Origin of the sequence: Sulfurospirillum diekertiae, assembly GCF_002162315.1 — a bacterium.
Lineage (GTDB): Bacteria > Campylobacterota > Campylobacteria > Campylobacterales > Sulfurospirillaceae > Sulfurospirillum.
The window spans coordinates 2,127,916-2,152,172 of record NZ_CP021416.1; the positions used below are offsets into that span (position 1 = coordinate 2,127,916).

At 40.7% G+C, this 24,257-nt stretch carries 27 protein-coding genes and 1 pseudogene; 11 read left to right on the forward strand and 17 right to left on the reverse strand.

All coding sequences use genetic code 11. From position 1 onward, the window contains the following. Positions 1–42 precede the first annotated feature (42 nt). Both Sdiek1_RS10810 and Sdiek1_RS10815 read left to right on the forward strand, forming a co-directional pair. Positions 43–1,779, forward strand: coding sequence for an aldehyde ferredoxin oxidoreductase family protein (locus Sdiek1_RS10810; RefSeq protein WP_087439123.1), 1,737 nt, complete (start codon positions 43–45; stop codon positions 1,777–1,779). After that, complete coding sequence (locus Sdiek1_RS10815) at positions 1,779–2,006, forward strand: MoaD/ThiS family protein (RefSeq protein ID WP_087439124.1); 228 nt, start codon at positions 1,779–1,781, stop codon at positions 2,004–2,006. The genes Sdiek1_RS10810 and Sdiek1_RS10815 overlap by 1 nt, the downstream gene beginning before the upstream one ends. Here the strand turns inward: Sdiek1_RS10815 and thiS are convergent. Then, positions 2,003–2,278, reverse strand: coding sequence for a sulfur carrier protein ThiS (thiS, locus tag Sdiek1_RS10820; RefSeq protein ID WP_087439125.1), 276 nt, complete (start codon positions 2,276–2,278; stop codon positions 2,003–2,005). The genes Sdiek1_RS10815 and thiS overlap by 4 nt on opposite strands. 42 nt (positions 2,279–2,320) lie before the next feature. Between thiS and Sdiek1_RS10825 the strand changes: the two genes are divergently transcribed. From Sdiek1_RS10825 to Sdiek1_RS10835, 3 genes are all read left to right on the forward strand, one after another. Then, a complete protein-coding gene (locus tag Sdiek1_RS10825; protein ID WP_087439126.1) occupies positions 2,321–3,106 on the forward strand; it encodes a HesA/MoeB/ThiF family protein in 786 nt (261 codons plus the stop codon). A gap of 23 nt (positions 3,107–3,129) precedes the next feature. Further along, entirely contained in the window at positions 3,130–4,347 is a 1,218-nt protein-coding gene (locus Sdiek1_RS10830) for a GGDEF domain-containing protein (protein ID WP_087439127.1), read from the forward strand. Positions 4,348–4,413: 66 nt separating this feature from the next. Further along, complete coding sequence (locus Sdiek1_RS10835; RefSeq protein WP_087439128.1) at positions 4,414–4,632, forward strand: hypothetical protein; 219 nt, start codon at positions 4,414–4,416, stop codon at positions 4,630–4,632. Positions 4,633–4,653: 21 nt separating this feature from the next. Here Sdiek1_RS10835 and Sdiek1_RS10840 read toward each other — a convergent pair whose 3' ends face one another. Next, positions 4,654–5,871, reverse strand: a complete 1,218-nt coding sequence (locus tag Sdiek1_RS10840; RefSeq protein WP_087439129.1) for a tetrahydrodipicolinate N-succinyltransferase N-terminal domain-containing protein — start codon at positions 5,869–5,871, stop codon at positions 4,654–4,656. Between the two features lie 17 nt (positions 5,872–5,888). Continuing rightward, on the reverse strand, positions 5,889–7,019 hold the full coding sequence (locus Sdiek1_RS10845; protein WP_087439130.1) for an Mrp/NBP35 family ATP-binding protein: 1,131 nt from the start codon (positions 7,017–7,019) through the stop codon (positions 5,889–5,891). A gap of 106 nt (positions 7,020–7,125) precedes the next feature. On the opposite strand from Sdiek1_RS10845, the gene Sdiek1_RS10850 reads away from it, so the two are divergent. The 5 genes and pseudogenes from Sdiek1_RS10850 (at position 7,126) to Sdiek1_RS10870 (ending at position 11,430) form a co-directional block, all read left to right on the forward strand. Next, a complete protein-coding gene (locus Sdiek1_RS10850; protein ID WP_087439887.1) occupies positions 7,126–8,250 on the forward strand; it encodes a bifunctional 2-C-methyl-D-erythritol 4-phosphate cytidylyltransferase/2-C-methyl-D-erythritol 2,4-cyclodiphosphate synthase in 1,125 nt (374 codons plus the stop codon). Continuing rightward, positions 8,247–9,135 (forward strand): annotated as a pseudogene (locus Sdiek1_RS10855) (response regulator). Before Sdiek1_RS10850 ends, Sdiek1_RS10855 begins: the two are co-directional and overlap by 4 nt. Then, complete coding sequence (locus Sdiek1_RS10860; protein ID WP_087439131.1) at positions 9,113–10,306, forward strand: hypothetical protein; 1,194 nt, start codon at positions 9,113–9,115, stop codon at positions 10,304–10,306. The pseudogene Sdiek1_RS10855 and the gene Sdiek1_RS10860 overlap by 23 nt, the downstream one beginning before the upstream one ends. Positions 10,307–10,314: 8 nt before the next feature. After that, complete coding sequence (locus tag Sdiek1_RS10865) at positions 10,315–10,785, forward strand: phosphatidylglycerophosphatase A family protein (protein WP_087439132.1); 471 nt, start codon at positions 10,315–10,317, stop codon at positions 10,783–10,785. A gap of 78 nt (positions 10,786–10,863) precedes the next feature. Continuing rightward, entirely contained in the window at positions 10,864–11,430 is a 567-nt protein-coding gene (locus Sdiek1_RS10870) for a YceI family protein (protein WP_087439133.1), read from the forward strand. Here Sdiek1_RS10870 and Sdiek1_RS10875 read toward each other — a convergent pair. The 9 genes from Sdiek1_RS10875 to Sdiek1_RS10915 are packed head-to-tail and all read right to left on the reverse strand — an operon-like array spanning position 11,425 to position 17,753. Further along, entirely contained in the window at positions 11,425–12,012 is a 588-nt protein-coding gene (locus Sdiek1_RS10875; RefSeq protein ID WP_087439134.1) for an IMPACT family protein, read from the reverse strand. The genes Sdiek1_RS10870 and Sdiek1_RS10875 overlap by 6 nt on opposite strands. Next, positions 12,012–12,833 (reverse strand): ModD protein, encoded by an 822-nt coding sequence (modD, locus tag Sdiek1_RS10880; protein ID WP_087439135.1) that lies wholly within the window; start codon positions 12,831–12,833, stop codon positions 12,012–12,014. The genes Sdiek1_RS10875 and modD overlap by 1 nt, the downstream gene beginning before the upstream one ends. 43 nt (positions 12,834–12,876) lie before the next feature. Beyond that, positions 12,877–13,542 carry a molybdate ABC transporter permease subunit gene (modB, locus tag Sdiek1_RS10885; protein WP_238098946.1) on the reverse strand — a complete coding sequence of 222 codons (666 nt, stop codon included), beginning with the start codon at positions 13,540–13,542 and terminating at the stop codon, positions 12,877–12,879. 1 nt (position 13,543) lies between these two features. After that, on the reverse strand, positions 13,544–14,254 hold the full coding sequence (gene modA, locus Sdiek1_RS10890; protein WP_087439136.1) for a molybdate ABC transporter substrate-binding protein: 711 nt from the start codon (positions 14,252–14,254) through the stop codon (positions 13,544–13,546). 9 nt (positions 14,255–14,263) lie between these two features. Then, positions 14,264–15,121, reverse strand: a complete 858-nt coding sequence (locus tag Sdiek1_RS10895) for an ABC transporter ATP-binding protein (RefSeq protein WP_087439137.1) — start codon at positions 15,119–15,121, stop codon at positions 14,264–14,266. Continuing rightward, positions 15,118–15,801, reverse strand: coding sequence for a molybdate ABC transporter permease subunit (gene modB / locus Sdiek1_RS10900; RefSeq protein WP_192866794.1), 684 nt, complete (start codon positions 15,799–15,801; stop codon positions 15,118–15,120). The genes Sdiek1_RS10895 and modB (Sdiek1_RS10900) overlap by 4 nt, the downstream gene beginning before the upstream one ends. A gap of 7 nt (positions 15,802–15,808) precedes the next feature. After that, positions 15,809–16,210, reverse strand: a complete 402-nt coding sequence (locus Sdiek1_RS10905; RefSeq protein WP_087439139.1) for a TOBE domain-containing protein — start codon at positions 16,208–16,210, stop codon at positions 15,809–15,811. Further along, positions 16,203–16,952: a molybdate ABC transporter substrate-binding protein gene (modA, locus tag Sdiek1_RS10910; RefSeq protein ID WP_087439140.1), complete on the reverse strand. Its 750-nt coding sequence runs from the start codon at positions 16,950–16,952 to the stop codon at positions 16,203–16,205. The genes Sdiek1_RS10905 and modA (Sdiek1_RS10910) overlap by 8 nt, the downstream gene beginning before the upstream one ends. Before the next feature lie 21 nt (positions 16,953–16,973). Then, positions 16,974–17,753: a TOBE domain-containing protein gene (locus Sdiek1_RS10915; RefSeq protein WP_087439141.1), complete on the reverse strand. Its 780-nt coding sequence runs from the start codon at positions 17,751–17,753 to the stop codon at positions 16,974–16,976. A 208-nt stretch (positions 17,754–17,961) separates the two neighbouring features. On the opposite strand from Sdiek1_RS10915, the gene Sdiek1_RS10920 reads away from it, so the two are divergent. Continuing rightward, positions 17,962–18,885, forward strand: a complete 924-nt coding sequence (locus Sdiek1_RS10920; protein WP_087439142.1) for a D-alanyl-D-alanine carboxypeptidase family protein — start codon at positions 17,962–17,964, stop codon at positions 18,883–18,885. Positions 18,886–18,918: 33 nt separating this feature from the next. On the opposite strand, the gene proC is transcribed toward Sdiek1_RS10920, so the two are convergent. Genes proC through Sdiek1_RS10945 form a run of 5 tightly spaced genes read right to left on the reverse strand, consistent with a single transcriptional unit; the run spans position 18,919 to position 24,170 of the window. Further along, complete coding sequence (proC, locus tag Sdiek1_RS10925) at positions 18,919–19,665, reverse strand: pyrroline-5-carboxylate reductase (protein WP_087439143.1); 747 nt, start codon at positions 19,663–19,665, stop codon at positions 18,919–18,921. Positions 19,666–19,703: 38 nt separating this feature from the next. Continuing rightward, positions 19,704–20,924: an ABC transporter permease gene (locus Sdiek1_RS10930; RefSeq protein WP_087439144.1), complete on the reverse strand. Its 1,221-nt coding sequence runs from the start codon at positions 20,922–20,924 to the stop codon at positions 19,704–19,706. Continuing rightward, positions 20,921–21,631: an ABC transporter ATP-binding protein gene (locus tag Sdiek1_RS10935; protein ID WP_087439145.1), complete on the reverse strand. Its 711-nt coding sequence runs from the start codon at positions 21,629–21,631 to the stop codon at positions 20,921–20,923. The genes Sdiek1_RS10930 and Sdiek1_RS10935 overlap by 4 nt, the downstream gene beginning before the upstream one ends. Then, the gene (locus Sdiek1_RS10940; protein WP_087439146.1) at positions 21,631–22,815 is read right to left on the reverse strand and encodes an efflux RND transporter periplasmic adaptor subunit; all 1,185 of its coding nucleotides are present in this window, start codon (positions 22,813–22,815) and stop codon (positions 21,631–21,633) included. The genes Sdiek1_RS10935 and Sdiek1_RS10940 overlap by 1 nt, the downstream gene beginning before the upstream one ends. Next, a complete protein-coding gene (locus tag Sdiek1_RS10945; protein ID WP_087439147.1) occupies positions 22,812–24,170 on the reverse strand; it encodes a TolC family protein in 1,359 nt (452 codons plus the stop codon). The genes Sdiek1_RS10940 and Sdiek1_RS10945 overlap by 4 nt, the downstream gene beginning before the upstream one ends. Positions 24,171–24,257 lie beyond the last annotated feature (87 nt).

Genomic DNA, 24,257 nt, shown 5'->3' on the forward strand with positions numbered 1-24,257 from the left:
CTTTGAATATTATGGTGGAAAGAACCATATAAAGGAGTTATCATGGCTGATCTAATTTATCGTGTCAATATGACAAATCTAAGTTTTAAAATTGAAGAGGTTCCCGCTCGCTGGTTGGGATTAGGTGGACGTGGTCTTACATCTACTATTGTTGCTGAAGAGGTCGATCCAGAATGTCACCCGTTAGGACCGAATAACAAAATGGTTTTCGCTCCCGGACTTCTTTCTGGTACATCTGCTTCCAACTCTGGTCGTAACTCTCTTGGTGCGAAAAGCCCATTGACAGGTGGTATCAAAGAGTCAAATGTTGGTGGCACAAGTGCCGGTATTTTCTCTAAGCTTGGGGTTAAAGCGCTCATTATCGAAGGGCAACCTAAAGATGAAAATACATTTTATCAATTACATGTAACCAAAAATAATGTTGAATTCATTCCTGTTCCTGAACTCGTAGGCAAAGATAATTACGCTGTTCTCGATGCAATGATGGAGAAATATGACAAAAAAGTTGCGGTCATGAGTATTGGCCGTATCGGTGAAATGCGTATGAACCTAGCGAATGTCTCTGTCAAAGACCCAGGTGGAAAACTCAGAAGTCATGGACGTGGAGGACTCGGTGCTGTTATGGGTTCTAAAAAAATCAAATGTATCACTGTAGATGCCGCTGATTATAAAGAAGTCACGATTGCTGATCCTGATAAATTTAAAGAAGCGAGTAAAATCTTTACCAAAGCACTTCAAGAAAATCCTATCAGTGGACAAGGTCTACCCGCATTTGGAACGAATATTTTGGTGAATATCCTCAATGAAGCAGGAGGGCTTCCAACCCGTAACTTTAGAGCAGGTTCTTGGGAGCATGCTGAGGATATCAGTGGTGAAACGATGGCTGAAAACATTAAAGCACGCGGAGGAAAAACAACCCATGGCTGTCATGCAGGCTGTGTTATTCAATGTTCACAAGTCTATAATGACAAAGATGGTAAATATTTAACGTCTGGCTGTGAATATGAAACCGTTTGGGCTCTCGGAGCACACCTTGGTATTCAAGATTTAGATCTGATCGCAAAAATGGATGGTCTGATGGATGATTTGGGTGTCGATTCTATCGAAACCTCTGTTGTGCTTGGTGTAGCTGTTGATGCGGGTATTCTTGCATACGGCGATGGAGCCAAAGCGTATGAAATACTCTCTCATGATATACCAACAGGTACGCCTCTTGGAAGAATTTTCGGTGCAGGAACCCATATTTTAGGAAAAGCATACGGATTAGTCAGAGTTCCTACCGTTAAAGGACAAGCGATTCCAGCCTATGACCCACGCGCCGTTAAGGGACAAGGCGTTACGTATGCTACGACACCAATGGGTGCTGATCATACGGCAGGCTACGCTGTTGCTACTAACATCCTTAACAGTGGTGGACATGTCGATCCTCTTAAAAAAGAGGGACAAGTTGAACTTGCACGTAACCTCCAAATTGCTTCAGCTGCGGTTGATAGTTCAGGTATGTGTATCTTTGTTGCGTTTGCCGCACTCGATGATCCAAAATGTTTACCAGCACTAGTTGATATGATTAATGCTCGCTTTGGTGCTGCCCTTACCATCGATGATGTCATGAACCTTGGAAAATCCATCCTCAAAATAGAGCATGAATTTAACATTAAAGCAGGATTTAATAATGCAGATGATCGTCTACCAGAATTTATGAAGTACGAAGCACTTCCTCCTCACAATGTCACTTGGGATTTTACAGGTGAAGAGATTGATGAGTTCTGGAATTTCTGATGCACGTTGTTGTTAAACTCTTTGCTCAATACCGAGAAGGTCGCTTTAAGGTTGAGGAAAGAAACTATGCCATCGGTACAACGGCTCAAATGGTGATAGACCTATTGGAGCTTGAGAGTGTATCACCTTTAGGTGTTTTGATGGTGAATAATAAACACGTTGAACCATCTTATTGTTTGCAAGAGGGCGATGTAATCGCTCTCTTTCCAAAAGTGGGTGGCGGTTAATTCCCTTTGAGCCCGCAGAAAAGACGGAAGGATCCTGGTGTTCCAGGAGGCAGAAGCGCTACACGATCATTTTCATGTAGCTCTGTCTCTTTGGGAACAACCGTATTATTGAGGAAAACTGCTTCCACTTCTTTTTGCTCAAGCCCTAAAGAATCGATCAAATCAACAATCCGTGTTTTATCCTCTATCACCCATGAAGCATTCAAATAAGGTATGCCTTTTTGTGTGAGTTTTTCTCGCAAAAATGAAAAAGCATTGAGTATAATATGCATTGGATCTCCTTATAGGAAAATTATACACTAGGATAAGAAAAAATGGAACTTCTAACCTTTTTAAAAGAGCAAACTTGTGATGGATTTCTCCCTCTTCAAGCGAGTTATGCGGCAATGAAACACTTTACATGTAATTTTAGAGACGTTGAAGAGATGGCTCTAAAACATAATATTTTACCCCTTCGTTACAAACGCAATCAAAAAACCATTTCCACTGGGGAGCAGTATGCTCTATTCCAATCTACCGTGTTGATTATCGGATGTGGAGGACTGGGTGGTTTTGTGGCTGAAATGCTGACGCGCATTGGGGTAGGAAACCTCATCTTATGCGATGGTGATGTTTTCGAAGAGCATAATATGAATCGTCAAAATTTTTCCTCACCCAAAACATTGGGACGCTTTAAAGCAGAAGTTCTAAAAGAGAAGCTTGAAGAGATTAACCCTTCTTTACATGTAAAGAGTATGACCACTTTTTTTGATCCTAAAACCGATAGTAACCTTATCGCTAAAGTGGATGTTGTGGTGGATGCACTCGACAATCCTGATCTCAAATGCCTCCTTGCCAATCTTTGCCTCAAAGAGCAAAAACCTTTTGTTCATGGTGCAATTGCTGGCTATTACAGTCAGTTTGCAACATCATCTTCACTTGATCAACTCTACGTCCAAAAAGGTGATGGTGTAGAAAAAAGCTCAGGCAATCCTTCGTTTACCGTTTGCTTTGCTGCCTCAATTCAAAGCGTAGAGGTGGTAAAATTACTGTTAGGCAAACCTCATCTTCAAGCTCCTTTGATGGGAAATTTATGGGAGTATGAGCTAATTTTGCTATAATCGTAAAAAAACACAGGAACGAAATGCAACAATTCAAAGAGGCTCTTTCGACTTTTCATGCACTCTGTTTAGGAATGATTCTTCTTGCCCTTTGTATTTTGAAATTTGGACTTATCCCTACGTATGCCTATTATTTTGTTTGGCAAAGTACCTTTGTTTTTCTCATTATTGCTCTTTTTTTAAGTATCTATTTCAACAAAAGTAAACTCTTTGTTTTATTACTTTTCCCACTTTTTTTTGATTTAGCCCTTGCCTTTCCAAGTACCCTCTTTACCAAGCTTAGTGTCACCGCATTTTGGCATATCACCCCGCTTATTACGGCACTGGGATACCTCTTGCTTTATGCCTTACAAGAACGTGGTCTTTTTAGTTCCTTTGGAGCATTCAGAACAGCGCTTGGACTCATTGTTTTAGGAATTGGATACCTTGGCTTAAAATATTTTTCACCCAGTATGCAACAAGCTCTAGATACACCTATTTTGCATGCAAGCTTACATGGTTTAAGTAAGGCAAGTGATTTTATACTGATTATTTCGCTCATATCTCTTCTGTTTATTTTTCTGATCTCTTTACTGTTTGAAGTCCAAAGTCAAAAAGCCCCTTTTTGGATGCTTTTAGCGCAGATGATCCCTTTTTTATTTTTACAAGAGAGTAACTCTTTTCTTCTCTTCTCTCTTGTGACCTCACTTATTGCTATCAGTGCTCTTGTACATGATGCTTACCGTATGGCATATGCCGATACACTGACAGGTATCCCATCAAGAAGAGCCTTGGAAGAACGCTTTTTACATCTAGGTTCACACTATATGATTGCAATGGCCGACATTGATTTTTTTAAAAAATTTAATGATAAATTTGGACATGATATTGGCGATGATGTTTTAAAATTAGTCGCCAAAGAGTTAAGTCATATTAAAAATGGCGGGAAAGCATATCGCTATGGTGGGGAAGAGTTTACTATTCTTTTTAATGGTAAAAAGAAAGAAGAGTGCATTATGGCATTGGAAGAAGTGAGGGAGCGGATTTTCAGACGTGGCTTTGTGATACGCGATAAAAATCGTCCTGAGAAAGTACCACAAGAGATACAAAAGGCAAACACTGTCAAAAAAGAGAGGCTCTCCATTAGTATTGGTTTAGCAACCTCTTCCAAAGGAAAAACACCCAATGAAATCATCAAAATAGCCGATGATGCTTTGTATAAAGCTAAAGAAAGCGGGCGTAACTGTCTCATTTGCTTATAATTCATACATAATTACTTTTTTTAATATGTTACAATCATAAATCAATCCCCTTTAACGGAGTCCTTTATGAATAGTCACCTCAAATGCTCTATCGCAGAATGTAAAGCACGCCTAAAAGAGATAGATTCTATGGATTTAAAGCAATTAGAAACGTATGCAACCAAGTGTTCAACATGTGGTAACTGGATTTTAAAAGATGACCCTATTGCTAATGAGACTTATCGAAAAGTATCATTAAAATGGGCAGAGGAATTTAATAATGCCATCATGAAGAAGGGAGCTTAAACCCCTTCTTCTTTTTTGATGTTAATGAAGTTCACTATTCAGTTTGATTTCTCGTTTACTGCGTGTTGCTATGATCATACCATTCATGCTATTTTGGCGGAAATGAACGCCATGAAGTCCTGCTAACTCTAAGCCTTTTAAGAAAACCATCTCTTCTTTACCTGCTTTTTTGAGTTTTGCTTTAGGGTTTGCTTCGATAATCTTAGCAAGTTCTCCAGCATTTACACCAACTTTAGTACCCTCCAAAATAGCAATACCCGCATCCACAATGCAACCATTTCCCAAAGGAATACCCGTCACAGAGTTGGCGCCAAGCAGTGTATTTTCACCAATACTCACAGGATTACCATTCGTTCCGCTTAGCACACCTAAGATGCTAGCACCACCTCCCACATCACTCCCTTTGCCCACGACAACAGAAGAGCTAATGCGACCTTCCACCATCACAGCACCCGTTGTGCCTGCATTAAAGTTGACGTAACTGGCTCCTGGCATAATCGTTGTACCTGCATGCAGTTGTGCACCCATTCGTACCTTACTGGCATCCAAAATACGTGTATTATCGGCAGGAATAATGTGTGATAAGAAACGAGGGAATTTATCGACAGATTCGATGAGTGGATACTCACCCAAAAGTTTCATCTCAATTTCATGCATTCGTAGCCATTCAAGCTCAATAGGTTGCCCCAAAGACCATGCAACATTCTCGAGCACGCCAAAAGCCCCTGAAAGATTCAAGGAACGAATCGGAGCTTTTCCTGTTGAGAGCGCATAGAGTTTAAGATAGACCGCTTCAGGACTTAAAGGTGCATCGTCTTCAAAGATAAAGACAATACGATAATCTTTTTTTAGCTTTTCGGTTTGCGCAATCCAATCGAGTGTTTTAATGACTTGAACATTTTTATGCGCTTCTCCCAAAGCAAGATTGAGATAAGGTGTGAACGCATTCATGGCATTTTTAACAAATTTTTTCTTAACATCATAGACAAATTCACTGCTGGTAAAATCGACATCAACCCCACTCTCTTGCAATGCTGCGATTAAAATAGCGGCACTGCCGAAGTTCTCATTCCAGTTGACCACAGGAAAGCTTGCTTGTAAAATCTTCTCGGGACTTAGTTGTCCACGATCAACTCTCGCGATACCAAAACCAATCGGTTTACGGTATCCCTCTTGTGATTCAATCTCTTGAACCAATGCTTTAAAATCTGTCTCATCAATAGTAATGCGTAACGCCATACCTTCTCCTTTAATCCTTACTTTTTCACACTTGAACAAGCACTGGGTGCGCCATTAATACCCATAGTTGGCTGAATCGCTTCATTGTTGGCACCACCTTCGGCATTTACTTTTTCAATGCACTCCCATAGCTTACGAGCTGAAGCTTGATAGCGTTTCGCTGTCTCGCTCTCTGGATGGAAGAAGCTCACTGGTTTTCCAGCATCTCCGCCTTCACGAACAGCAGGTTCAATAGGAATCTCACCAATGACGATGGTTTCGAACTTATCCGCTAACGGTTTGGTGGTCCCTTTTCCGAAGATATCATACTCTTTATTGGTCTCAGGACAGATAAATCCACTCATGTTTTCCATGATTCCTGCTATTGGGATATGCAATTTTTGGAACATATCCAAGCTTCGCTCGGTATCATCAAGGGCGACTTGTTGAGGGGTTGTAACACAAATACCTGCCGTAACGGGTACACTTTGCGCCAACGTGAGTTGTGCATCACCTGTTCCTGGAGGCATGTCGATGAAAAGCACATCCAAATCACTCCATAAAATATCACGTAAGAGTTGCTCAATGGCTTTCATAACCATTGCACCTCTCCAAATGAGTGACTGACCGTTTTCCATTAAAGAACCCATACTCATCATCTCAACACCATAGGCAAGGATTGGTTTTACTTTTTGTCCAACGATCTCTGGATGCGTATCAACCACACCCATCATACGAGGGACGTTTGGTCCATAAATATCAGCATCCAGTAAACCTACTTTTTTACCTTGGCTTGCCAGTGAAATCGCAAGGTTAACCGTGGTAGTTGTTTTACCCACACCGCCTTTTCCTGAGCTTACCATCACGAAATTCTTGATGTGAGGCGCCATGTTTTTACCAGATTGTGAGTTGCTTTTCTCAACTGGAGGCTTTGGCTGCTTCACCACAACATCCACACGAGTCGCACCAATCGCTTGAATTGCCTTCTCAATAGCACCTTTTAATTCGTCGCCTACCTCTTTACTAGAAGAGACGATCTCTGTTTCTACATAAACATTATTATCGGTTATATCAATATCTTTAACAAAACCAAATGTCACAATATCTTTTTCAAAACCTGGGTATTTTACGCCACCTAATGCGCTTAAAACGGCATCTTTATTTAACATTTTCTCGACCTTTATGCTTAAGTGATGGCAGAATTTAACACAAAAAAGATAAAAAAAAGCTTTCGAAATGTATAATATTGTAACACTTCAGAAAAAAGGACAAAGTTTGCCCGATTTAGCGCTTGTGATGTTAGGTGCAGGTAGCTCTTCACGGTTTAATCAACGTGTTAAAAAGCAATGGTTACGCAGTGAAGATACACCCTTATGGCTTTTTGCTACTCAAAATCTCCAACAGCTTTTTCCTTTTAAGCAAATCATTGTTACGACAACACCTGATGAACACTTTTATGCCAAAAAGTTTAGCGAGTCCATTACGTTCGTCGAAGGTGGGGCGACCAGACAAGAATCCCTTGCCAATGCCCTTTTACATGTAAAAACGCCTTTTGTCCTTGTGAGTGACATTGCTCGCCCTTGTATTGATCAAGAGATGCTTGTGCGCATCTTAGCGGAAATGGAAAACAACGACATTGTGGTTCCCTATCTTCCAGCTGTCGATACAGTCGTTTATGAAAATGCTACGATTAATCGTGATCATGTTAAACTCATTCAGACGCCCCAACTTTCACGTACAGAACTCTTACGAAAAGCCCTTCAAACACCAACCCTGTATACCGATGACAGCAGTGCCATCAAAGCGATAGGGGGAAAAGTTGCTTATGTTTTGGGTAATCCTGAAGCTAAAAAGCTTACATGTAAAGAAGATAGTGCCACCATTTCATGCCTCAAAGCTCCCTCCTCTACCCCTTTTGTTGGAGAAGGTTTTGATGTACATGCCTATGAAGAGGGCAAAGTCATGATGCTTGGAGGTGTGGAAGTGCATCCAACAACAGGCTTTAAAGCACACTCCGATGGGGATGTTGCAATTCATGCACTGATTGACGCTCTTTTAGGAGCAGCAGGAGCGGGTGATATTGGAGAACTGTTCCCTGATAATGACCCACGTTATAAAAATATTGATTCAAAACTACTTCTAAGGGAGGTGTGTTCTTTTCTAGCAAAGGTGGGATTTGAAATCGTTCATTGTGATCTGACCATCATGGCAGAATTTCCGCGTTTGAGTGCCTTTAAAGACAAAATTCGCTTCTGCCTTGCCGACATTATGGCCATTTCGCCTATCCATGTTAATGTAAAAGCAACCACAACAGAAAAACTAGGGTTTGTCGGCAGACAAGAAGGTGTTGCAACCAGTGCAACGGCTACATTAAAATATTATGATTGGACGAATGTATGAAGATTTTAATCGTTGAAAACGAGATTTATCTCGCTCAAAGTATTGCCTCCAAGTTGATGGAAATAGGACATTTATGTGAAATTGCTACCAGTATTAAAGATGCGCTCAAAGATGAAAAATACGATGCAATATTGCTCTCTACCAATATCTCTGGGCAAAATTTCTACCCTGTTATTGAAAAACATCGCTCCTCTATCATTATTTTAATGATTTCCTATATTAGTAATGACACCGTCACCAACCCAATCAAAGCAGGTGCTTGTGATTACATTCAAAAGCCGTTTATGATTGAAGAGTTGATCCGAAAATTACAACATTTAAGCGACTTTAAAAATCTCAAAAAAGAGAATGAAACCTATAAAGAATATGTCAAAAATCTTTTTTCGAGCGCAAACTTAGAACCACTTGATAAAAAGACAAAATTCCCAATTCTCATCAAAACCAATTTTCAAAAACATGCCGATGCACTTGTCTTTAATTATGCCCAGACACAAAATGAAACATTTACGTTCATCTCTTTAACGCAAAGTACGGCTTATGAGAAGATCGCACGGGCAGGAAGTGAGGAGTTACTCTACATTATTGACCTTCAAAATCTTAAAAAAAAGCGAGAAACTTAAAGTCTACAACATTTTGGAGGGTAAACGTGCTATTATTTGTAGCACTGACCCGAACGAAGAGAGTGACTTTACAAAACTAGAACTTACGACTGACAGCAAAATTTTAGATCAGGGTGATATTTTATGTATTGATGATTATGTCAAGTATGTCATTTTCAATTTTCAAAATAAATTTCCCGATACAGAACTATCAAAAAAACTAGGAATATCTCGCAAAAGCCTCTGGGAGAAAAGGAAAAAATATGGAATCAACAAGAAAAAATAACCGACAACTCTTTTTAGATAAAGAGTTTATAGCAACCCTTGCCCTTGCCAAAGAAGGTGTTTTACATCCTGTTGACAAACTGATGAATGGTGCAGAAGCAAGGGAAGTTGAGCAGAGCGGCTACTACAAAGGAAAACCCTTTCCTTTCCCTTTTATCATCGCTCCTGCGGGTGAAAAAAATAGGGAAGTATTGACAACAGCGTATCAAGGTGAGCCTCTTGACTTTATGGTTGATGGAAAGATCAGAGGAACGATCATTGTTGATGAAGTGTTTGAAGTAGATAAAAAAAAGCGCATTGAGCAAATTTTTGGAACGTATGATATTTCCAATCCTGAAACACAAATGTTCCTCAAACGCTTGGGAGACATCGCCGTATGTGGAGAGTATGAGCTCCAATTTGATGATGTTAAAAATGTTAAAAATAAAATTGCCGATGCCAAAAAACTTCTTGGTGCTAAAAATGTCTCTGCCATTATGATGAATGCCAATCCTTTTCATAGAGCACATGAACGAGTCATTCGTATCACTCTTGAGAAGTGCGATATGATGGTTATCTTTTTATTGAAACCTTACAAGCAAGATCTTCTCTCTTATGAGTTGCGCCTTAAAGCACTTGAATATTTTGTCGATAATTATTTACCCAAAAACAGAGTTGTGATTGTGCCCTTTGAAAATACGTACCTCTTCACGAGCTATAAAAATGCTGTTTTAGATGCCATTTGTGCGTCAAACCTAGGGTGTAATAAACTGGTTCTTGGTCAACACCATAGTGGTATTGGCGCCTACTATGATCAAAATGAGATGAAGTCTGTTTTAGATCATTATGACGACCTCGATATCGATATCGAAATCATCACTGAATTTGTCTATTGCAATGAATGTAAAACGTTGGTGAGCACCAACACCTGCCCTCATGGCGGACATCACCATATCAAGTACCACGCAAAATCGCTTTTAGAGATTTTGAAAGCGGGCATGCTCCCACCCGCCATATTTATGCGCAAAGATCTCTCAGCCCTACTGTTAAGTGAACTCTTTAAACATCGCTTTTCCAATATTGGAAAAATTTATGATGCTATTTTCCCTAACAGCGGTCTTTTAGAATCTCATGATGAACGTGATTTTTATCTTGAACTGATGCGTTTACATCAAACCACCTCTTTGACTTAGGACTCATTATGCCAAATGCTTTTTTAACCTTTTTTTATACAGGACATACCCCTAAAGCTCCCGGAACGGCAGGTTCTTTACTGGCTGTGATTCTAGGAGCATTGATTATCCGCTATATTTCGATGGAGACTATTGTCCTTTTAACCATTTTATTTACAATTTTGGGTGTCAAACAGATTAACGCCTATGAGTCCGTGAGTGGTAAACATGACGACAGTCGCATTGTTATTGATGAAGTGATTGGTGTATGGATTGCACTTATTCTAAGCTCAGGTACACTCCTTCAAGTGGTACTCTGTTTTGTTTTTTTTCGTATTTTTGATATATGGAAACCTTCTTTGATTGGTAAAATTGACCGAAATGTCCAAGGTGGATGGGGTGTTATTGGTGATGATATGCTTGCGGGCGTCTTAGCAGGTATTTGTAGTGCAGGCGTTTTTCAGCTCTTTGAATACATCAAAATGACTCTCTTAAACTAAAAAACTACTTTTTGGCAACACCAAAGCCATAAGCGGTATCAAACTATACTTTCTTAATTTTATTCAGAAAGGAATACGATGAACTATCTCTTGAAACCTATTATGGCTCTAGTCTTTCTCTTCTCACTGTCAGAGGCAAAAGAGTTTGTCATCGACAATACTCACTCCAATATAGGCTTTTCAGTTAAACATATGATGATTTCCAATGTTAAAGGTAACTTCAATGCCTACACAGCGGATATTGACTTTGATGCGGACAAAAAAGTCTTCAATAAACTGAGTGCAAAAATCGACGCAGCGTCTATTGATACAGGTATTGCAAAACGCGATGACCACTTACGTAGCAGTGATTTTTTTGATGTTACAAAATTTAAGACCGTTGATTTTGTGATGACGTCTATGAAAGATGACAAAGTGTATGGCAAAATCACCATCCATGGTGTTACAAAAGATATCGTCTTAGTCAGTACCATTCATGGTGTGATCAAAGATTTTCAAGGTCACCAACGTGTAGGTTTTAGCTTGGAAGGAAAACTCAATCGTAAAGATTTTGGTTTAACATGGAATAAAATCTTAGAAGGTGGTGGACTTACTGTCGATGACACGATCAATCTCGCTATTGAAGTGGAAGCTATCGAATTATAAGCGTTTAAAACCATCTCTTTCAAACGTGTGAGCGAAGAGCAAAAACTGCTCTTTCTCTTCTTCGCTCACCTCTATCTCCCACACCACACCATCACTTTCAAATTCTCTTTTTACTACAGTTATATTTTGTGTTGTAGTATAGTGTTCAAAGCGTGGTACGAGAGGATAGTCAGTTTTACATGTAAGGATTTCTTTGAAGAGAAAAGGGATAAGTTTAGCATGAGCAATCACCTCTTTAGCACTGCTTCCATAGGCTCTTACCAATCCACCCGTACCCAGTTTTATACCTCCAAAATAGCGCACGATCAAAAGCCCAGCTTCAATGAGTTCAACACCTCGCATGACATTCAGTACGGGAGGACCCGAGGTACCTTTGGGTTCACCATCATCTGAGTTGTTTTCAACAACTTGACGGAACTCATTGTAAAAACGTTTTGCCCAAACAATATGTGCGGCTTTAGGATGGTCATTTTTGAGCTTTACATGTAAAGATTCAAACGCGTTCATTGGGCAGAGATAGGCTAAAAACGTCGACTTCTTCTCTTCGACCTCCGCGGTATAAATCTGCTCAATGGTCTGCATCAATCCTCTCTTGAAATTATGACTTTAATGTCAGCAGGTTTTGCATGATACGGTGAAGAGGTCACGATAAAATCAACCCCCGTTTGGGCATAGGCAACAATGTTTTGCTCACCAATGCCTCCTGTAGCAGAAAGAAGCAGATTTGGAAACTCTTTTTTGAGTCTCACACAGCGCTTTAAGGTTGCAAAATCCATTTTTTCGCATTGTAGTATCTCTGTTCCAAGGGTAGCAAAATAACGTGCTTCTTCATAGCTATCCACTTCCACGACAATCTTTTTTTCCAAATATTTTTGTTTCATTTTGGCGAATTGTGCTTCAAAAGCGGCATCACTCTCAAAAAAGACACGGTGCTGTTTAAAGACTAAAACAGAGTCATAAAGCCCTAAACGGTGATGTGCCCCGCCACCTGCATAGACTGCTTTGAGCGCTAACTCTTTGGTACGAGGGAAAATCTTACGTGTCGTTAGGAGTTCAATTTTAGGATTGACTTCACGTGCCAGCGTAATCATTGTGTGAGTCTTGGTCGCAATACCGCTTAAAAATTCGAGAATATTTTGACTTACTTTCCATGCCTTATGCGCAGCATCTGCTCTGCCATAAGCTTCTAAGATAAGCTCGCCTGCTTCGAGTCTATCGCCACACTCTTTGTAGGCATGTGTTTCAAGCCCGAGCTTATCACACATCTCTTTGACAAATTCTACACCACATAGCACAATAGGCTCTTTGGAAGCAAATGAAATCTTGGCTTTGTGCGACCCAATATCCAATCCTACCGTGGTAATGTCGATTAAGCCGACATCTTCACGTATCATATCCATCATAAGTAAACCTTTACTAAATTATAATATTGTAACACAAGATGATTTAAAGAAATGACTCCTCTTTTTGAAAAAAATGCAGTGCCGTAAAGACAGTTAAAGAGATCGCGATGAGAATAGCACATAAAAACAATGCTAAGCGGTATTCTCCATCAAAGACAGCATTGTAAATGGCTAAAGAGACTGTATCCGTTTTACCCACAAGGTTTCCACCAAGCATTAGCGTAATGCCTACTTCGCCCAAGGCACGTGCTAATGCAATTAAAAGAGCCGCAATCACACTTTTTTTAATACAGGGAAGAATGATGAAAGTAAATGTATGAAACCTACTCTTGCCACTCATATAGGCTGCCTCTTTAATCGCTTTAGGAAAAAACTCAATCGCTGACTGAAGAGGTTTGACCATGAGTGGAAGGGCAGCTACAAAACCTGCTAACACCAACCCGTTAAAGTCAAAAATAAACCGTATACCCATTGCATTCAAGAAACTTCCTATCCAACCGTATTTACCTAAGAGGAGCAGCAGTAAAAATCCAATGGCAATGGGAGGAAAAATCAGAGGAAGCGTCACAAGTGTTTCAAGAAACCACTTGTATTTTAAGTTTTCTTTAGAGAGATAATAAGAAAGTGGAATACCCAAAAAAACCAAAAGGAGTGCTACCACACTGATGGTTTTAAGGCTTAGCACCAAAGGGTGCCAAACCTGTACCATATCAAAGCCCATATTTAACAAATATCTCTTTCGCTTTCGGTGTTTGTAAAAAAGCAACAAACTCTTGACATGCTTTATCTATTTCACAGGCTTTTAAGCTCCCTGCAACGATCTCAATAGGTGTATAATACGTTTGCGGGATTTTGATGTAACCACCAATTTTATCCATGCTATCCAGCGCTGCGGTTAGGTTCATAATGCCCACATCCACCTCATGGGTACTCACATAAGAACTTACCTGAGGAACCGTAGCAACGACCAAAAGTTTTTCTTTCACGCTTTCATACAATTTGGCATTATGTAAAAACTCTATGCCAGCATCGCCATAAATCGCTTTTTTAGCTTCAGGCATTGCAATGGTTTTAATGCTCTCATTTTTCAAATCTTCAATGCGTGTAAATGAAATCCCTTTAGCATAAGCGATGACAGCAACACCCTCTCCTATTTTCTGATAATGTTCAAAATGGAGCTCTTTCTGCTTCTCTAAAAATTTTTTATCGGCAATGACTAAAGCTATTTCCGTCTGTTTGGCTTGGGCAAAAATTTGTGCCATATTGCCATAAATGGCATCTACCTTGGTATGATTTTCGGCATATACTTTAAGTACCTCTTGCACAGGTTTTTTATACCCTGCTCCCACGGCAATTTTAAAATCATCAGCAATCAATTGGCTTAACAAAGCGATACAGACGCTTATCACCATCTTTTTCATTCTGTTCCCTTAGATCAATTTTTGCAAAATCGGTGTAAACGCTTTAGTTCCTATACTGACACTGTCGCCTACCCGTAAATCTTTAGCTTCTCCACCATCAAGAACCACTTCAACAATCTGTTGTCCAATAGAGACAATGGCAACGTAAATCACATCAACTTTCACAATATCCAATAACTCGCCTTCAAACGAAAACTTCTGACTGCCTTGTGTGCGAAGTAACACACTTTTAGCATCTCCATCTTGCACGACGTGACCTTGAGAGAGGACAATCACACGAGAACTTAGTCGATACATTTCACTCGGATCATGACTCACCATAATCGTTGTGGTACCAAAGGCCTTATGAAGGGTTAAAATCTCATGTTGAAGTTTTGTACGCATGGAAGGGTCCAGTGCAGAAAGAGGCTCATCCATTAAAAGTAATTTGGGTCTGTTCATCATCGCACGGCACAAACTCACACGCTGTTTTTGCCCGCCAGAAAGCGTTGCAGGTCTGCGATTGCTAAGCTCGCTAAGCTCTGTCATACTTAAAAGCTGATCGGCTAAAGCTTTATCTTTACGCACAAAGAGAAGATTCTCAAGGACGCTCATATTGGGGAAAAGGGCATAGTCTTGAAAGACGAAACCGATACCCCGTTTTTGGGGAGGCAGACAGTGTGCTTCATCAAGCCATACCTCATCATCTACTTTTATCTGACCTTTTGCACTCTCAAGACCCGCTAAAATACGAAGTAATGTTGTTTTACCACTGCCGCTTTGACCTGAAAGTGCCACGAAATTCTGTTTTTCAATCGAAAGTTTTACATGTAAATCCATCTTACCCATCGAGCCTAAAAGCTCTTTTTGGACATCAATCTCAATCATGCAATCCCTCCCAAACGGCGATTCTGATTACGGTTAAAAATATACACCAAAAGAAGAACCAAAAAGCTGATCATAACCATAATGCCACTGTAAATATGAGCACTGGTATAATCCATAATTTCGACCAACTCATACACCGCGACCGAAGCCGTTTTCGTTTGATTGGGAATGCTTCCACCCACCATCAAGACTACACCAAATTCACCCACAGTATGCGCAAATGTAATGACAATAGCCGTCATCAAAGAGGGCTTAATATTGGGCATTGCCACACAAAAAAGTGTTTTGAGCTTACTTTTTCCTGCAATATACGAGGCTTCAAGCATATTTTTAGGCAACGTTTCAAAACCACTTTGAAGCGGTTGCACCATAAAAGGGAGGGAATAAAAGCAACTTGCCACCACTAACCCTGAGAAGTTAAACACCAACTTTATACCCAGTACATCTTGAAAAAATCGTCCGATAGGAGAATGAAATGAGAGGGCATACAGAATGTAAAAGCCTAAAACGGAGGGAGGTAAAACAATAGGAAGTGCCGTGATGGACTCAAAAATAGGCTTAAAGCGAGATTTACTCTGCGATAAATTCCATGCGATGAACAAAGAGACAATAAAGAGAATCGACGTAGTAATAGAAGCGAGTTTAAACGAGATCAAAAAGGGAGTAAACTCCAATGCCATCAGTTTTTCAAACACCTTCTACCTCCATGACGAAAAGCTCACTTGCCTTCATCAACAAAGTGACATCATCCCCTACTTGGAGATTCATGCGCATTGAAGAGCTTAAAGTCAGAAAACTTTGTACCTCGCTTCCTTTTACATGTAAAAGAATATTGCTCAATAATTTTCCATTTTCGATACTCACAATCTTAGCGGGAAGCTGATTGGAATAACTAAGCTCTCCACTAAGATTTTTGGCAATTGCGACATGTGAAGGCTTTACGCCAAGGGTCACATGACTCTTTACATGTAAACCCTTTGGCAAATCAAGCCCCATCATTTTAAGTATACTTCCCTCATAATCAAACGTGATGATATGAAGATTCTGCTCACCTTCAATCTGGGTAACAACGGCACGCAGTCTATTCATTGACGACATATCCATAATTTTTAAAGATTGCTTTCGCTTTAGCACTCAAAACAAAGTCATAAAACGCTTTAGCTTCCGCATTTTTCTCTGCTTGTTTCAAAAGAACAATACCTTGAGCGATTGGTTTATAAAGCTTTGGATCAACATCAACCCATTGAACGCCTTTTTTATACTCTTTCATTTTGTCGCTGTAAAAAGCAGAAGCATTAACAAAGCCCACATCAGCCGCAGTTAAAGAAAACTGTAACGCTTGTCCGATACTATCACCTTGAACGAGTTTTGGTTCAACTTTGTCTAAAATATTTGCATTTTTAAACGCCTCCATACTTGCTGTTCCATACGGTGCTGTTTTTGGATTTGCAATAGCAACTTTCTCCACTTTTGGATCTACAATCACTGCAATACCTTTACTTAAATCAAGCCCTTTCGTGCTGACCATTGCTAAAGCGCCACTCGCATAAACAACAGGTTTCGTTACAGCAATACCATCTTCATACAAACTCTCAGGAAATTTCATATCGGCACTTAAGAAAATGTCAAATGGCGCACCACTTTTAATTTGCGTTGTAAATTTACCACTAGCACCTAGGATCGTATTGACTTTTGTATTTGGGTTTGTTTTAGCAAACTCCGTTTTAAGTGACTCTACCGCATCACTTAAATTGGCGGCAACCGCAACACTGATCTCTCCTGCAAGCAAACTCGCGCTTAACAAAACACTCGCTAATAACAGTTTTAACATAGAAACTCCTTGAATATTAGATTATTTTCCGATTAAGATACTACTCGATTTGATGATGGCACAGACACGCGACCCAACAGCAAGCCCTAAAGCTCTCACTGACTCAGCCGTAATGGTGGAAACAACCACATCGTTTTGACCAATATCTACACTCACTTGGGCATTAACCTCACCCAATTTAATGTCTGTGATCATCCCCACAAGTTTATTGCGAGCACTGGTCGCAATATCAAGAACATTGGAAATCAAAACAGATGAGGCTTTGATAATACCAACCACTTCATCCCCGATTTCTAACCCTAACTCTTCAACAGCACTATTGGTAATGGTCGATACAAGAATGACTCCACTTTTGAGCACAATACTCACCTCTGCATTGACTTTTGCCTGTTTAATCTCGCCGATTTTCCCCATCAGCTGATTACGTGCACTAATTTGCATAGCAATCCTTTGTATATGTTTTAAACTATTCATTTCAAAGTCGCCCATGGTTGAGAGCCGATTTAAAAACCTCTCATACTCTTTTTTTAAAACGGAATAATTGGCAACAACTTCTTCTCCTAAGGGTGTTAATGTCGTTCCACCACCACCGCTTCCACCTGTGACACGTACCACTAAAGGATGATTGGAAAGGTTGTTCATCGTATCGACAGCTTCCCATGCAGCCTTATAACTGAGTCCTACTCGTTTAGCGGCACTGCTGATTGAACCTGTCTCGGCAATAGCTTCTAAGAGCTTCACTCTCTTTTCCAACAAAACTGGTTTGTCAAAGCTCATTACACCAGAGGCAATCCCATCCATTTTTCTTCCTTATGTATTTATTGTATATAACGATAAACCAGCGTTTAAATAATTTGGAACATTATAACGTTATTACCTTAATAGCTATAACGCTTTATGTTTATTTTTTGATCATTTAAAGCAAAGTGGCTATTTTAGCCATTTTAAAAGGTAATTTTTAAGAAACTTTATATAAAATGATCGGATAAATCCTTCAAAAAAGAGCAGCATGACACAAAAAATTTTATCGCTTATCTGCGGCGCATGTATTATTACCTCATCTCTGAGCGCAGCTTATCTTGACAAAGAGACTGCCGATCGTATTAAACGTAATACGGATTCTATTATTGCTAAAGACCTTAATAGTAAACAACTTATTTTTGCCAAAGATGAGCAAAAGATTAACCAACCTGCTAGTTTAACCAAGATTATGACGGCAATGCTTGCGATAGAAAGTGGCAGAATGAACGATGTCGTCACGATTACGCGTGAGATGATTCAAGTTGAACCTACCAAAGCAGGTCTTAGAGTGGGTGAGAGATTTTATCTTAGAGATCTTGTTAAAGCAGCAATGGTGATGTCAGCAAATGATGCGGCCATGAGCATTGGCGTTTACTTAGGCGATGGTGATGTCGATAAGTTTGTAGGTATGATGAACAGAAAAGCAAAAGCTATTGGCATGAAAAATACCAACTTTACGAATCCTTGTGGTTTTGATAGTAGTAATTTTGGGCACCACTACTCTACCGCACTGGATCTTTTAACCCTTAGTGAATATGCCATTAAAAACAACGCATTTAATGATATGGCAAAACTCAAACGTCATGATTTTCAAGCCGTCAATACGAAGCGTAAATATGCGGCTTACACGCATAATAAACTCCTTAACAATTATAAATATGCCGTAGGAATTAAAACAGGATATACCCAAAAAGCGGGGCCTTGTCTCATTGCACGCGCTAAAAAAGACAACAAAGATATTTTAGTCGTTATGCTTAACTCTGAACACCGTTGGAACGATATTAAAACAATTTTTGAAGATGTTTTACCTGATCTTACCGAAACGAAAAGTAGCTCTCACAAAGTCATTTCTCATTCTAAAAGCACGAAGAAAACAGCATCAACGAAAAGAAAAGCTCATAAAATAGCTTAAGGCTTGTCACAAGACAAGCCCTTTAGGCTTCTTCTATTTTGAAAAACCCTTTGCTCTCTCATACGATGCTTCCATCGCTTTTATAAAACTATCTCTCACTTTTCCTTCTTCCAATTTTGCATACCCTGCAGCCGTTGTTCCTGCTGGCGACATCACTTTATCTTTCAAGAGTGCTGGATGTTCCGTTTTGAGCACTTCACCAACTCCTTCAAAAAGTGTTGCAATGTATTGATATGTGATTTCTCGCTTCATCCCTAGGTTGACCGCACCATCGCTTAAGGCTTCAGCAACGAGTGCAATCCACGCTGGAGCTGAACCTGAAAGACCTGTTGCAATGTCTAGCTCTTTTTCACTCTCTAACCAAAAACAGCGACCAATGGAGCTGAGTACATCCATTGCCTCATCTTTTAAAGCAACATCACCGCACAATGACGTAGCAGATTTTCGTACCAGCGCTGCCATATTTGGCATAGAGCGAATGTAATGCTTTGCCATAATGCCCGATTTGAGTTTTTCCAAGTTAATGCCAGCCATAATGGAAATAACACCCTCTGCAATCCCTTTCGTGTGCAGCGTTCCAAAGGATTGAGGTTTAATGGCAAGAATAACAAGATACCCTTCCAACGAGGGAATTTCATTCACGATTTTGATGGTGGGATAGAGTTCTTGTAACTCTTTAGCGCGTGGGGGATACGCTTCTACCACCGTAATATCTTTTACATGTAAACCTTGAAGCATCGCTCCACCCATATTGCCAGCACCAATTAAAAGTAATTTCATTGACATTCCTATGCTAATTTTGAAGAATTATAGCGCATTTATTGGTAACGAAGTGCCTCAATAGGCTCTAAATTTGCCGCTTTACGCGCTGGATAGAACCCGAAAAAGACACCAACACCTGTTGCCACCAAGAAAGAGATCACAATAGAATTTTGTGTAATCACCACGCTAATTGGAAAGAAATGTGCCACGGTATAAGCACCGCCCACGCCAACGCAGACTCCAATAAAACAGCCGATGATGGAAATCATCAAAGCTTCAAGTAAAAACTGCACTAAAATATGATTTTGCTTCGCACCAATGGCGATGCGAATACCAATTTCCCGTGTGCGCTCAGTGACGGAAACCAACATAATATTCATGATACCAATACCGCCCACTAACAACGAGATCGAAGCAATCGCGGCTAGCATCAATGACATCGCTTTGGTCGTCTCTTCGGCTGTATTAGCAAGAGCGGTGAGGTTACGAATGGTAAAGTCATCTTCGGCACTCTCACGCAGTTTATGGCGTTGACGCAAAAGCTGTGTCATCGCTTCTTCTGCTTGATCCATTGTCTCTTCAGAACGACCTTGCACCATAATAAACCGTACCGTACCTTTAAATTGACTACCAAATAACTTCGTTTGAGCTGTGGTAATTGGAACCATTGCGGTATCATCTTGATCTCTGCCATCTAAACTCTGCCCTTTTTTAGCCAGAACTCCCACCACAATATAAGGGCTGTTTTTAATCCGAATCGTCTTTCCTACTGGCGATTCATCCCCAAAAAGGTTTTCAGCAACGGTTTTACCCAAAACAACAACCCGCGTTGCGCCTCTGACATCCGAATCCATAAAAGAGTAACCACTCTCAATCGCCCAATCACGCACTTGAAAAAATGAAGGCGTTGTTCCTGTGACTTGAGTATTCCAGTTTGCAGACTGATAAACCATTTGAGCGGAACCCGATGAAACAGGAGCCGTTGCTGCAATACTATCGATCTCTTCCATTGCCGTTGCGTCCGATATGGTCAGCGTTTGTACCGCGCCACTTCCGATACGTACACCGCCTGAAGTCATCGAGCCTGCCAGTACAATAAAAAGGTTACTTCCCATGGAAGCAATCGACTCTTTCACTTTGGCTTGCGTTCCAGCCCCAATGGATGACATCAAAATAACCGCCCCTACGCCAATAACCATACCCAGCATGGTTAAAAACGTACGAAGTCTATTGGCACCCATTGCACTCCACGCTTCGGCAAACATGATAAACGTCATTGAGCCTTCTCCATCATACGCGTCGTTGGTCCATCGTGTTGAATTTTCCCATCGACAAAATTGACCAGTCGCTTTGCATACTCAGCAATATCGGGCTCATGTGTGACTAAAACAACCGTAATGCCCTCTTTTTCGTTGAGATCACTAAAAAGTTGCATGATCTCTTGACTTGTTTTCGTATCAAGATTGCCTGTCGGTTCATCGGCTAAAATAAGTTTTGGGTGATTGACAAGAGCCCGAGCGATGGCAACGCGCTGTTGCTGTCCTCCTGAAATATGTGTAGGAAGGTAGGTTCCAAAAGGCTCTAATCCCACACTTTTGAGCATCATTTTTGCTCTTTCTCTGCGCTCATGTAAACTCACCCCAGCATACACCAAAGGCAATGCGACATTGTCGATCAGGCTTTTGCGGGGTAACAAATTAAAACCTTGAAAAACAAATCCAATCACCGTGTTGCGCAGTGTTGCAAGATCATTTTTACTTAAAGAAGTTGTATTGGTTTGATTGAGAAAATACTCTCCTGACGTTGCTTTATCAAGACAGCCAAGAATGTTCATAAAGGTTGATTTACCAGATCCTGAAGGTCCCATAATCGCCACAAACTCACCACTTTGAATGGTAATATCCACCCCTTTTAGCACACATACTTCACCCGCATCGGTATAATAATTTTTCGTTAAATGCGTGATTTGGATGACTTCACTCATTAGAAGGGTCTTCCCATTGGACCACCTGCCATGGTTGCTTTCGCAAAAGCTTTTGACTCTTCAAGGATGATTTTATCACCTGCTTTAAGTTCATTGCTCACAATCTCAGTAAAACGGTTATCACTAATCCCTGTCGTCACTCTAATGGCTTTTGGCTCACCGTTTTCAAACACATACAATATGCCAGTATTTGGCTCTTTTTTCTCTTTTTTAGTTTTTTGAGCATCGCTTGCTCCTTTGGGTGCCATTTCTGTGGGTTTATAACGCAGTGCCGCATTGGGAACAACCAAAACATTTTTGCGCTCTGCCAAAATGACATTGACATATGCCGTCATACCAGGAGCTAGGATTTCATCTGGGTTTTTTAGGGTAACAACAACATCGTAGGTTACAACATTGGAAACGGTTGTGGCATTCAACCTAACTTGTTTGACAACACCCGTAAAAGCGTTATTGGGGAACGCATCAACTGCAAAATTAACGTTCTGCCCCACTTTGATACGACCAATGTCGGCTTCTGCAAAATTGGAGTCAATCTGCATTTCACGAAGATCTTGCGCAATTTTAAAAAGTACCGGTGCTTGCAAACTTGCTGCCACTGTTTGGCCTACATCAATTTGTCTATCGACGACAACACCTGAGACAGGAGAGCGAACAATCGTATACCCTTGATTGGTACGGTCTTTTTGAGACTGAGCGCGTGCTAAATCAAGTGCAGCACGAGCAGATTTGAGCGCTTGTACGGAAGCGTCCAACTCTTGTTTAGAGATATACTCTTTGCTAAAAAGTTCCCGTGATCTTTTTTCATTGGCAACAGCAAGTTCCAATGAAGCTTCCGCACTTTTGACACTCGCAGCACTTTGTGCCGCTTGAGCATCTAAAAGAGCTGGGTCAAGCTCAGCCAAAATTTGTCCCTCTGTGACGCGATCATTAAAATCAACATAGAGTTTAATCACCTTACCAGAGACTTGCGTACCGACTGTGACGAGCACCAAAGGGTTGAGTGTGCCATTGGCAGCAACGCTTTGCGTGATGTCACCAAGCTCTAGCGTATGAAATTTATATTTTGCTTCAAGGGGTGGTTTTGTGTAGATTTCCCACGCTTTATAACCACCATAACTAACAGCGATCAGAACGATCAAAAGGGTAAATTTATGTAACAATATCTTTTTTAAAAAATTCATGGTTGTCCTTTTATCGTGGAGAAGTCAAGTGAACCCATCGCTTTAGCAAGGCTCGCTTTCGTGATGTACCAATTATAAAGCGACTGAATGTGCTGCTGTTTGGCACTCGCAAGCGCACTTTGGGCACTGAGAAGATCAAGGATCGTTCCCACTCCCGCTTTATACCTACCCAGAGCAAGGTCATAGGAAGCTTGCGCACTTGCAACCAAGTCGCTACTTGTGCGTGTTGCTTGCGTTTCACTGATCAGTGTCTGATACGTTTGGTAGACCTCTAAATTGGCACTTTGAGAGAGTTTATCATACTCTGCTTCATTTATTTTGAGCTGTTGTTGTGCCGCTTGTATTTTATACTTGGTATTAAAGCCTGTAAAGATAGGTATGCTCACGTAAAGTCCGATGCTAGAGGTTCGCTGTGCCGTATCAAAAACGGTATTGGTATGCCCTGATGTTGCAGAGAGGGAAAAAGTAGGCATGTTGTCTGCTTTAGCAGCTTTTATATTTGCTTCTGCTGCTTTAATCTTTGCCCCTGCTGCCATTAGATCGGGTCGAAGTCTTTGTGCCTCTTCCATCAACGCTCTTATATTGCTTTCAAACACTTCACTGGGAATATCAAGCTTAGGTGTTTGAAGCTGTAAGGTTGTATCGGGAAGAAGTCCTAAAACACTGGCAAGTGACCCTTGTGCGCTTTTCACATTGCCCTCGGCTTGAATACGGTTTAGCATCGCTTGAGAATAAGCCGTTTGAGCTTGCAAAGTATCTGCAGGTGTGGCTGTTCCTACCGTGTAGCGTGTCTTAGCGGCATTGAGGCTCTCTAAAGCGGAGCGCTCAGCTTCACGGCTTGCTTCAAGGGAAGCATTAGAGCCAAATAGGGCATAGTATGCTTGGATGGCAGAGAGGAACACGGTTTGAATCGTATCGTTTTCTGAGAAAAGCGCCACATCGAGCAGTGATTTTGCATTGTCATAGGTTGCATCTCGTTTACCAAAGTCATAGAGCAGATAGGAAAGTGTTACGCCAACGTTTTCTTGATTGCCTGTTTGGGTTTCACTGCTTTCAGCCCTGAGAATAGAACCCGTTGCACTGAGTGTTGGTAAATACGCCGAGCGACTCACTCCCACTTGTGCGGCTTGGTAGAGCGATGTTTGCCATGCTATTTTGGTCTGTGGATTGTTGCACAACGCACTCATTACCACATCCGATAAACCTAATGTTTTTCGCATATCGACAGTTGCACATGATGCTAATTTGGCTTGCTGACTTGGAATAAGCGCATTGGTATTCAATGGATCAAATTCCTCCGCACCAAGCACACTCATGATGCCAAAAACCATATACCCTATAAACCTCAAACGCATTGGTATCCTTACGTAATGGACTCTGTATCCTCTTTTATTCCGTTAATATTAGCATGAATTTGCTAACACTTCTTTACATGTAATACT

What these genes read in the sequence shown, in the direction of transcription:
- Sdiek1_RS10810 (WP_087439123.1), top strand. Translation starts at nt 43, where the DNA reads ATGGCTGATCTAATTTATCGTGTCAATATGACAAATCTAAGTTTTAAA.
- Sdiek1_RS10815 (WP_087439124.1), top strand. Translation starts at nt 1,779, where the DNA reads ATGCACGTTGTTGTTAAACTCTTTGCTCAATACCGAGAAGGTCGCTTT.
- thiS (WP_087439125.1), bottom strand. Translation starts at nt 2,278, where the DNA reads ATGCATATTATACTCAATGCTTTTTCATTTTTGCGAGAAAAACTCACA.
- Sdiek1_RS10825 (WP_087439126.1), top strand. Translation starts at nt 2,321, where the DNA reads ATGGAACTTCTAACCTTTTTAAAAGAGCAAACTTGTGATGGATTTCTC.
- Sdiek1_RS10830 (WP_087439127.1), top strand. Translation starts at nt 3,130, where the DNA reads ATGCAACAATTCAAAGAGGCTCTTTCGACTTTTCATGCACTCTGTTTA.
- Sdiek1_RS10835 (WP_087439128.1), top strand. Translation starts at nt 4,414, where the DNA reads ATGAATAGTCACCTCAAATGCTCTATCGCAGAATGTAAAGCACGCCTA.
- Sdiek1_RS10840 (WP_087439129.1), bottom strand. Translation starts at nt 5,871, where the DNA reads ATGGCGTTACGCATTACTATTGATGAGACAGATTTTAAAGCATTGGTT.
- Sdiek1_RS10845 (WP_087439130.1), bottom strand. Translation starts at nt 7,019, where the DNA reads ATGTTAAATAAAGATGCCGTTTTAAGCGCATTAGGTGGCGTAAAATAC.
- Sdiek1_RS10860 (WP_087439131.1), top strand. Translation starts at nt 9,113, where the DNA reads ATGGAATCAACAAGAAAAAATAACCGACAACTCTTTTTAGATAAAGAG.
- Sdiek1_RS10865 (WP_087439132.1), top strand. Translation starts at nt 10,315, where the DNA reads ATGCCAAATGCTTTTTTAACCTTTTTTTATACAGGACATACCCCTAAA.
- Sdiek1_RS10870 (WP_087439133.1), top strand. Translation starts at nt 10,864, where the DNA reads ATGAACTATCTCTTGAAACCTATTATGGCTCTAGTCTTTCTCTTCTCA.
- Sdiek1_RS10875 (WP_087439134.1), bottom strand. Translation starts at nt 12,012, where the DNA reads ATGCAGACCATTGAGCAGATTTATACCGCGGAGGTCGAAGAGAAGAAG.
- modD (WP_087439135.1), bottom strand. Translation starts at nt 12,833, where the DNA reads ATGATGGATATGATACGTGAAGATGTCGGCTTAATCGACATTACCACG.
- modB (WP_238098946.1), bottom strand. Translation starts at nt 13,542, where the DNA reads ATGGTACAGGTTTGGCACCCTTTGGTGCTAAGCCTTAAAACCATCAGT.
- modA (WP_087439136.1), bottom strand. Translation starts at nt 14,254, where the DNA reads ATGAAAAAGATGGTGATAAGCGTCTGTATCGCTTTGTTAAGCCAATTG.
- Sdiek1_RS10895 (WP_087439137.1), bottom strand. Translation starts at nt 15,121, where the DNA reads ATGATTGAGATTGATGTCCAAAAAGAGCTTTTAGGCTCGATGGGTAAG.
- modB (WP_192866794.1), bottom strand. Translation starts at nt 15,801, where the DNA reads ATGGCATTGGAGTTTACTCCCTTTTTGATCTCGTTTAAACTCGCTTCT.
- Sdiek1_RS10905 (WP_087439139.1), bottom strand. Translation starts at nt 16,210, where the DNA reads ATGAATAGACTGCGTGCCGTTGTTACCCAGATTGAAGGTGAGCAGAAT.
- modA (WP_087439140.1), bottom strand. Translation starts at nt 16,952, where the DNA reads ATGTTAAAACTGTTATTAGCGAGTGTTTTGTTAAGCGCGAGTTTGCTT.
- Sdiek1_RS10915 (WP_087439141.1), bottom strand. Translation starts at nt 17,753, where the DNA reads ATGGATGGGATTGCCTCTGGTGTAATGAGCTTTGACAAACCAGTTTTG.
- Sdiek1_RS10920 (WP_087439142.1), top strand. Translation starts at nt 17,962, where the DNA reads ATGACACAAAAAATTTTATCGCTTATCTGCGGCGCATGTATTATTACC.
- proC (WP_087439143.1), bottom strand. Translation starts at nt 19,665, where the DNA reads ATGAAATTACTTTTAATTGGTGCTGGCAATATGGGTGGAGCGATGCTT.
- Sdiek1_RS10930 (WP_087439144.1), bottom strand. Translation starts at nt 20,924, where the DNA reads ATGACGTTTATCATGTTTGCCGAAGCGTGGAGTGCAATGGGTGCCAAT.
- Sdiek1_RS10935 (WP_087439145.1), bottom strand. Translation starts at nt 21,631, where the DNA reads ATGAGTGAAGTCATCCAAATCACGCATTTAACGAAAAATTATTATACC.
- Sdiek1_RS10940 (WP_087439146.1), bottom strand. Translation starts at nt 22,815, where the DNA reads ATGAATTTTTTAAAAAAGATATTGTTACATAAATTTACCCTTTTGATC.
- Sdiek1_RS10945 (WP_087439147.1), bottom strand. Translation starts at nt 24,170, where the DNA reads ATGCGTTTGAGGTTTATAGGGTATATGGTTTTTGGCATCATGAGTGTG.